Source organism: Streptomyces lunalinharesii (assembly GCF_039532155.1).
Taxonomy (GTDB): domain Bacteria; phylum Actinomycetota; class Actinomycetes; order Streptomycetales; family Streptomycetaceae; genus Streptomyces; species Streptomyces lunalinharesii.
This window is the reverse complement of sequence record NZ_BAAARK010000007.1, coordinates 348,600-355,113: the sequence shown is the minus strand read 5'-3', so window position 1 is coordinate 355,113 and position 6,514 is coordinate 348,600. Positions and strand designations below refer to the sequence as shown.

The 6,514-nt window shown below is 73.9% G+C and carries 5 protein-coding genes; 1 reads left to right on the top strand and 4 read right to left on the bottom strand.

What is annotated here, in order from left to right; genetic code table 11:
- Positions 1 to 134: 134 nt before the first annotated feature.
- The 4 genes from ABD385_RS14840 to ABD385_RS14825 form a co-directional block, all read right to left on the bottom strand.
- Positions 135 to 551, bottom strand: a complete 417-nt coding sequence (locus ABD385_RS14840) for an SCO4983 family protein (RefSeq protein WP_344575657.1) — start codon at positions 549 to 551, stop codon at positions 135 to 137.
- 84 nt (positions 552 to 635) lie between these two features.
- Positions 636 to 1,847 (bottom strand): pyridoxal phosphate-dependent aminotransferase, encoded by a 1,212-nt coding sequence (locus tag ABD385_RS14835; protein WP_344575655.1) that lies wholly within the window; start codon positions 1,845 to 1,847, stop codon positions 636 to 638.
- A 148-nt stretch (positions 1,848 to 1,995) separates the two neighbouring features.
- Entirely contained in the window at positions 1,996 to 3,627 is a 1,632-nt protein-coding gene (locus ABD385_RS14830; RefSeq protein WP_344575654.1) for an N-acyl-D-amino-acid deacylase family protein, read from the bottom strand.
- Positions 3,628 to 3,815: 188 nt separating this feature from the next.
- The gene (locus tag ABD385_RS14825) at positions 3,816 to 5,105 is read right to left on the bottom strand and encodes an amino acid deaminase (protein WP_344575653.1); all 1,290 of its coding nucleotides are present in this window, start codon (positions 5,103 to 5,105) and stop codon (positions 3,816 to 3,818) included.
- A gap of 272 nt (positions 5,106 to 5,377) precedes the next feature.
- Here ABD385_RS14825 and ABD385_RS14820 point away from each other — a divergent pair, with 272 nt between their 5' ends.
- On the top strand, positions 5,378 to 6,481 hold the full coding sequence (locus ABD385_RS14820; RefSeq protein ID WP_344575652.1) for a sugar kinase: 1,104 nt from the start codon (positions 5,378 to 5,380) through the stop codon (positions 6,479 to 6,481).
- The last annotated feature ends 33 nt before the right edge of the window (positions 6,482 to 6,514 follow it).

Genomic DNA, 6,514 nt, shown 5'->3' with positions numbered 1-6,514 from the left:
GGTGGTGTTGCAGGACTGCTGCGCTTTACGTCCTGCAACACCACCCCCTCCGGCCCGCCACCTCCCGTTGAGGGTGGGTTGAAAGACGGGTGGGTGGGGGCTGGGTGAGTGGGGGCGTCTGGCGGCGGGGGATTTCAGGTGGTGGCTAGGTCCCGTTCGCCGGCGCGGTGGGCGGAGAGTCGCTCCTCGGCCAGGGCGATGGCCTCGGCGTCGTCCCGTGACGTGGCGACGGCGAGGGCGTTCCCGGCGAGGGTGTGGGCGCGCTGACGGAGGGCCGGGATCCGGGTCGGGTCGCCGCCGGTCGGCTCGGCGCGCAGCGGCAGTTGGCCGCTCAGTCGGGCGACCGCGGCGGCGATGCGCTCGGCCGCCGAGGCCAGGGCGGTGCGCGCGGCGCCGCACTCGGTCAGGGCGTGCAGCTCGTCGGTGACGGTGAGCAGCGCGGTCAGCTGCCCGGCGAGCCGGATGTCCAGCTCCTCCTCGCGGGAGCGGTGCCAGATCCCCGGGGCGACGGCCATGGTGTGGACCGACTTGGTGCGGATCGGTTCGTACATGGGACGGCCTCCTGAAAACGTCTAGGAGGCCATCCTAGCTTAGACCTTGTCTAAAGTTGTGTCCCGTATAGAAGTCGCTGCGCTTCAGTACTGCCCGTAACCGTCGAGGAAGGCGCCGATGCGGGTGACGGCGTCCGTCAGGTCGTCCTTGTTCGGCAGCGTGACCAGGCGGAAGTGGTCCGGTTCGGGCCAGTTGAAGCCGGTGCCGTGGACGATCATGATCTTCTCGGCGCGCAGCAGGTCCAGCACCATCTGCCGGTCGTCCTTGACCTTGTACACCGCGGGGTCCAGGCGCGGGAAGGCATAGAGCGCGCCCTTCGGCTTGACGCAGCTGACGCCCGGTATCCGCGTGAGCAGTTCGTAGGCGGTGTCGCGCTGCTCCAGGAGTCGGCCGCCGGGGAGCACCAGGTCGTTGATCGACTGCCGGCCGCCGAGGGCGGTGGCGACGGCGTGCTGCGCCGGCATGTTGGCGCACAGCCGCATGTTCGCCAGGATCGTCAGGCCCTCGATGTACGAGGTGGCGTGCGCCTTCGGGCCGCAGACCGCCAGCCAGCCGCTGCGGTAGCCGGCGACCCGGTACGCCTTGGACAGGCCGTTGAAGGTCAGCGTCAGCAGGTCCGGGGCGAGCGCGGCGAACGGGGTGTGGGTGACGCCGTCGTAGAGGATCTTGTCGTAGATCTCGTCGGCGCAGACGATCAGGTTGTGCCGGCGGGCGATCTCGGCGATGCCGCGCAGCAACTCGTCGTCGTAGACCGCGCCGGTGGGGTTGTTGGGGTTGATGACGACGATGGCCTTGGTGCGGTCGGTGACCTTGCGCTCGATGTCGGCGAGGTCCGGCGTCCAGTCGGCCTGCTCGTCGCAGCGGTAGTGGACGGCGGTGCCGCCGGAGAGCGAGACCGACGCCGTCCACAGCGGGTAGTCCGGGGCCGGGACCAGCACCTCGTCGCCGTCGTCCAGCAGCGCCTGCATCGACATCTGGATCAGTTCGGAGACGCCGTTGCCGAGGTAGACGTCGTCGACGGAGAGGTCGATGCCCTTGGTCTGGTAGTGCTGCACCACTGCCCGGCGGGCCGAGAGCAGGCCCTTGGCGTCGCCGTAGCCGTGCGCGGTGCCGACCGAGCGGAGGACGTCCTCCAGGATCTCGGGCGGGCACTCGAATCCGAACGCCGCCGGGTTCCCGGTGTTGAGCTTGAGGATGCGGTGACCCTCTGCCTCCAGCCGCATCGCCTCCTCAAGCACGGGGCCGCGGATTTCGTAGCAGACGTTGGCGAGCTTCGTTGACTGGATCACCTGCATGACGGCCACTCTACGGGGGCGTAGGGCAGCGCGCCGGGTGGTTTTCGCCACGTGGTCGGCGGACGGTGTGCGGGCGGTGACGTGCGGTGAGTGGTGGGGTGGGTGCTGATTTCGTGGCGGGTGGGGCTGGACGTTCCACCGGGTGGGGTCAGGGTCGGCTCGGGGTGCGGCGGACCGCCCGGCCGGCCAGGGCGGTGGTGCGGCGGCCGTCCTCGATGACGAAGCGGCCGTCGATCAGGACGTGCGGGATGCCGGTGGGCGGGGTGCGCGGGGCGTCGAAGGTGGCGCCGGCGGCGACCGTCTCCGGGTCGAAGAGGACCAGGTCGGCGCGGTACCCCGCGCGGACCAGGCCGCGGTCGGGCAGCCGCAGCCGGGCGGCCGGGCGCGACGTCAGGTGCGCCACGCACTCCTCCAGGGACAGTACGCCCAGCTCACGGGCGTAACGGCCGAGGTACTGGGGGAACGTGCCGTACGCCCGCGGGTGCGGCTTGGCGCCTTGCAGGATGCCGTCGCTGCCGCCGGTGTGGACCCGGTGCCGCATGATCTGCCGGACGTTCTCCTCGTGCCCGACGTGCTGGAGGATCGTGGGGCCCAGCCGGTCGGCGCGCAGCAGGTGGCGGGCGGCGTCCCAGGGGTCCTCGCCGCGGGCGGCGGCGGTGCGGGCGACGGTCGCGCCGACCCAGCCGCCGAGTGCGGGGTCGGTGACGCCGGAGATCTCGATGGTGTCCCAGTCGATGGGGACGCCGTGGCAGCCGTCCGACCCCTCGACCTCCAGGGCGTGCCGGACGGCCGCGGCGGTGGTGTCGTCGGCCAACCGGGCCAGGGTCGCCGCCGGGCCGCCCTCGCTGGCCCAGCTGGGCAGCATCGCCACGAGCGTGGTGCAGCCGGGGGTGTACGGATAGGTGTCCAGGGTGAGGTCGGCGCCGGCGTCCAGGGCCTCGTCCAGCAGGGTCAGGAGTTCCGGCGCGCGGCCCTCGTTGACGCCGAAGTTCATGGTGGCGTGGGCGAGGTGCAGCGCGCAGCCGGCCTCGCGGGTGAGGGCGATCATCTCCTCGTACGCGGCCAGGGCGCCGGCCCCGTAGGAGCGGTGGTGCGGGCAGTAGTAGCCGTCGTAGCGGGCCACCACCCGGCACAGTTCGGTCAGTTCGGCGTCGGAGGCGTACATGCCCGGGGTGTAGGTCAGGCCGGACGACAGGCCCACCGCGCCCTGCTCCAGGCCCGCGGCGACCAACTGCCGCATCCGGTCGAGTTCGGCGTCGGTGGCCGGGCGGTCGTCCCAGCCGACGGCGAGCATCCGGACGGTGCCCTGGGGGACGAGGTAGGCGGCGTTGACCGCGATGCCCTCGCCGTCGAAGCCGTGGTCCAGGCGGTCGAGGTACTCGCCGACGGTGCGCCAGGTGAAGGGGAGGGCGTCGTCGTCGGGGCCGCCGCCGTTCCAGCCGGCGATCTGGGCCCGGACCGCGGCGAGCGTGCGGTCGTCCACCGGGGCGTAGGACAGGCCGTCCTGGCCGAGGACTTCGAGGGTGACGCCCTGGGCGGCCTTCGCGGTGTGTTCCGGGTCGCGCAGCAGCGCCAGGTCGCTGTGCGCGTGCATGTCGATGAAGCCGGGGGCGAGGGCGAGGCCGGCGGCGTCCACGGTGCGGGGGGCGGACGGGCGGGGGCCGCCGGTCGTCTCCCGGTGGACGGCGGCGATCCGGCCGTCGGCGAGGGCGACGTCGGCGCGGTAGGAGGGGCCGCCGGACCCGTCGATGACGCGTGCGTCGCGGAACACGGTGTCCATGGGCGGGCTGCCTCTCTCGGCGCTCTCGGGCGTTGCGGGGCCCTCGCCGGCGTCGCCGGGATCGACGGGACCTCGGCCGGGCCGGCGGATCAGGGATGTGGGTCAGGGGTGTGGGTCAGGGTCGGGTCGGGGTGCGGTCAGGGGATTGTCGGGGTGCTCCGGCGGTGATCGGCGCATCCCCGCGGGCATCAGAAGAACGTGCGGACGAAATCGACGACCGTCCCGTCCCGTTCGACCAGCGGGATCAGCTGCCACTTGTCGAAGGAGGTGCAGGGGTGCGACAGACCGAGGGCGACCCAGTCGCCGACCTCCAGGTCCCCGGCGTGCTCGGTCCGCACCCAGGCGTGCTGGTCGGACAGGCCGGTGACGGTGAGGCCGGTCGCCGGGCGCAGGGTGCCGTCCCGGCCGGAGCGCACGGCCTGCGGCTCGGGCAGGTGGAGGTCGTACGCGGCGTCCCGCTTGCCGGCGTTGAGGAACGCCTGCTCCGGGGTGGGGCGGGAGACGACCTGCGCCCAGAGGCGGAAGGCCGGCTCCAGCGCGCCCTCTTCCGGGACGCGGTTGAAGGGCGTGAGGTGGCGGTAGTGCCCGTCGTCGTGCGAGACGTAGGCGCCCGAGCGCAGCAGCTTCAGGACGGGCGCGGAGAGCGCGGGGAGGTCCGCGAAGACCTCGGCGACCGCGTCGAACCACGCGCTGCCGCCGGCGCTGACCACGATCTCGTCGAGGTCGGCGAAGCGGCCGGCGGCGTCGAGGTCGGCGGCCAGTGCGACCAGCCGGCGCAGCCACGCGGTGACCCGGGCGTGGTCCGCGTCGGGCACCTCGCCCTCGTAGCCGGCCACGCCGACCAGGCGGAGGGTGTCGACGCCGGCGATCGCATCGGCCAGTTCGCGGCACTCGGCCTCGGTGCGGGCGCCGGTGCGGGCCCCGTCGCCGGCGCCCAGTTCGATGACGACGTCCACCGGGCGGGTCGCCTCGGCGGCGCGCAGGGCGGTGTCCATCAGCTCGATGCCGCGCACCGAGTCGACGTAGCACAGGAAGCGGAAGTCGGGGTCGGCGGCCAGTTCGCCGGCCAGCCAGTGCAGCCCGGCGGCGTCGACGACCTCGTTGGCGAGGAAGATCCGTTGGATGCCGAAGTCGCGGTAGACGCGGGCCTGGTGGGGGACGGCCGCGGTGATCCCCCAGGCGCCGTGCGCCAGTTGGCGGGCGAAGAGCTGCGGGGCCATGGAGGTCTTGCCGTGCGGGGCGAAGGCCAGGCCGTGCCGGGCGGCGTAGGTCTCCAAGAGGGCGAGGTTGTGCTCGACCGACTCGGCGGAGAGGGCCAGCACGGGGGTGGTGAAGCCGCCGGTGAAGAGGTTGCGGCGCTCGGCGGCCAGCTCGCCGACGGTGCGGCCGGCGGCGTCCGGGGGGAGCGCCTTGAAGCGGTGATCGACCTTCTCGTCCGCGAGGTTGTTGAGTTCCTGCGCGAGCCGCTCGCCGGCCATGGAGCCTCCTCAAAGAGCGTGTTGCACCCTCTGCAACACCCATTGCGCATATCGCTTACAGCTGTCTAACATCCGAGCCATCGCCCGGTCAATGGTGGGAAAACGCCAGGGCCGACCGGGCGGAACACGCCGCGGGCCGACCGGAAACCCCACGTCACACCGCCCGGAAGGCGGCCCCGTCGACGGCCCGGCGCACCTCCCGCGGGCCCTTCGACGGGCCCCGCGCGCGGCGGGCCGGCCGTAGGTGGCACAGCGAAGGAGCGCAACCGATCGTGACCAGGTCCTCGAACGTCAGCGACCCGCCCGTCCCGGCGGCCGGCACGGCCCCGGACGTCGACGTCGTCTGCCTCGGCGAGTCCATGGTCACCTTCCTGCCCACCGCCCCCGGGCCGCTCGCCGACGTCCCGGCCTTCGAGCGCGCCATCGGCGGTGCGGAGTCCAACGTCGCCTGCGCCCTCGCCCGCGCCGGCCACCCGACCCGCTGGATCTCCCGGGTCGGCGCCGACGGCTTCGGCGACCACCTGGTCCGGGAGATCGCCGGCCACGGCGTCGACACCCGCGCGGTCCGCCGCGACCCCACCCGCCCCACCGGCATCTACTTCCGCACCGCCGGCGACCGGGCCACCGCCGCCCACGAGGTCGCCTACTACCGTGCCGGCTCCGCCGCCTCCGCGATGGCCGCGGACACCATGGACCTGGCCGCCCTCCGCTCCGGCCGGGTGCTGCACCTCTCCGGCATCACCGCCGCGCTCTCCGCGGACTGCCTGGGCCTGCTGCGCGCCCTCATGGCCCGCCCGGACGACGGCCTCCGCCCGCTGGTCTCGTTCGACGTCAACCACCGTCCGCACCTGTGGTCCGGCGCGCCCGGCCCCGCGGTCCTCCTGGACCTGGCGCGCGCCGCCGACGTGGTCTTCGTCGGCGCCGACGAGGCGCTGGCCGCCTGGGGCCTGCCCGACCCCCGGGCGGTCCGGGCGGCACTGCCCGAACCCCGGACCCTGGTCGTCAAGCTCGGCGCGGCCGGCGCGCTGGTCTTCCGCCACGCCCCCGGCACCCCCGGCCGGGACGAGGAGCCCGCCGGCACCCTCGTGCCCGCCCCCACCGTCGACGTGGTCGCCGCGGTCGGCGCCGGCGACGCCTTCGCCGCGGGGTTCCTCTCCGCCGCCCTGCGCGCCCTGCCGCTGCGCACCCGGGTCCGGCACGGCCACCTGTGGGCCGCCGCCGCCCTCACCGTCCCCGGCGACCTCGCCGCACCCCCCTCCCGCGCCCTGGCGGACCGGCTTGCCGGGCTCGACGACGACGCCTGGGGGACACTGCACCTCGGCCCCGGCTGGACGGACGCCGGCCGGGCCGCGGACCAGGAGGTACGGACGCAGTGAACGACCGCAGCCAGAGCACCATCGACCGGCGCG

Excerpts from the sequence above, each read along its gene's own strand:
- ABD385_RS14825 (WP_344575653.1), bottom strand. The coding sequence starts at position 5,105 with ATGGCCGGCGAGCGGCTCGCGCAGGAACTCAACAACCTCGCGGACGAG.
- ABD385_RS14840 (WP_344575657.1), bottom strand. The coding sequence starts at position 551 with ATGTACGAACCGATCCGCACCAAGTCGGTCCACACCATGGCCGTCGCC.
- ABD385_RS14830 (WP_344575654.1), bottom strand. The coding sequence starts at position 3,627 with ATGGACACCGTGTTCCGCGACGCACGCGTCATCGACGGGTCCGGCGGC.
- ABD385_RS14835 (WP_344575655.1), bottom strand. The coding sequence starts at position 1,847 with ATGCAGGTGATCCAGTCAACGAAGCTCGCCAACGTCTGCTACGAAATC.